Annotated in this window: 2 protein-coding genes; both read left to right on the top strand. The window is 60.4% G+C overall.

Features of this window, described 5'->3' with window-relative positions; all coding sequences use genetic code 11:
- Window positions 1-66: 66 nt before the first annotated feature.
- The gene (locus tag ACX3P1_RS28200; RefSeq protein ID WP_459083113.1) at window positions 67-516 is read left to right on the top strand and encodes a transposase; all 450 of its coding nucleotides are present in this window, start codon (window positions 67-69) and stop codon (window positions 514-516) included.
- Window positions 498-959: a transposase gene (locus tag ACX3P1_RS28195; RefSeq protein WP_459083111.1), complete on the top strand. Its 462-nt coding sequence runs from the start codon at window positions 498-500 to the stop codon at window positions 957-959. The genes ACX3P1_RS28200 and ACX3P1_RS28195 overlap by 19 nt, the downstream gene beginning before the upstream one ends.
- The last annotated feature ends 55 nt before the right edge of the window (window positions 960-1,014 follow it).

Here is a 1,014-nt window from a genome sequence, read left to right as displayed (position 1 = left end):
GACGTTGTTGCAGGGATCGGGCTTTGGCGGGTATTAAGGTTGTACCTGCCGGACAGGATTGATTGCATGCCGCATAAGTTCAATGACGCTCGCCGCCATATGCTCCCGAGGCAGCGGCACCGGGTGACGAACTGGACGGAATACAATGAGGCCCTTCGCCGTCGTGGGGACCTGACGATCTGGTTTGAGGGCGGCGTGGCCGATTTATGGTCAGCGTCACGCCGGAAGACTCGGGGTGGTCAGGCGCTATATTCAGATATGGCGATCGAGATTTGCCTGACTCTGCGGCTCGTATTCGGCCTTCCACTGCGACAGACGCAGGGCTTTGTGCGCTCCATCGCGCAGCTGACTGGCGCCACCATCGCTGCGCCTTGTTTCTCGACCTTGTCTCGGCGAGGCGCCGTCTTGAAGATACGCGTCGGAAAGCGCCCGCCGACCAATGAGCCTGTGTATCCTGGCGTAAATTACACCTTGGACTCGACCTTCTCAGCGGCGAGATCCTCTGTGCCGATCTGACGGTGGAAAGCATCGGCGACACCACGGTGCTCCCGGAACTTCTGGCCCAGATCGACGCGCCCGTCGCGCGGTTCATTGCCGACGGTGCCTATGACGGGGCATCCGTCAGCGATCTTGTCGACGCGCGGTTTGGTGACCAGATCGAAATCATCATCCCGCCGCCGAAGAACGCCGTGTTGAGCGCCGACGCGACACACGATCCGACCTCGCGGGACTGCCATATCGACGTGATCGCAACCCAAGGCAGAATGAGCTGGCAGAAATCCAGCGGTTACAATCAGCGCTCTCGGATCGAGGCCCAGATGGGTCGCTGGAAGACCGTCATCGGGCCGAAGTTAAAGGCGAGGACCCTTGCCAACCAACGAACCGAGGCCGCCATAGGCGTCAGTATCTTGAACCGAATGACCAGACTCGGCCGTGCCGAGTTCGAACGCGTGGCATGAGAATTGTCACCGGCAGGGCGCTCTCCGATCAAATTCTGATCCCTGCAACACGGCC

It is taken from the genome of Mesorhizobium sp. A623 (genome assembly GCF_054489405.1).
This window is presented reverse-complemented; position numbering and strand designations above follow the sequence as displayed.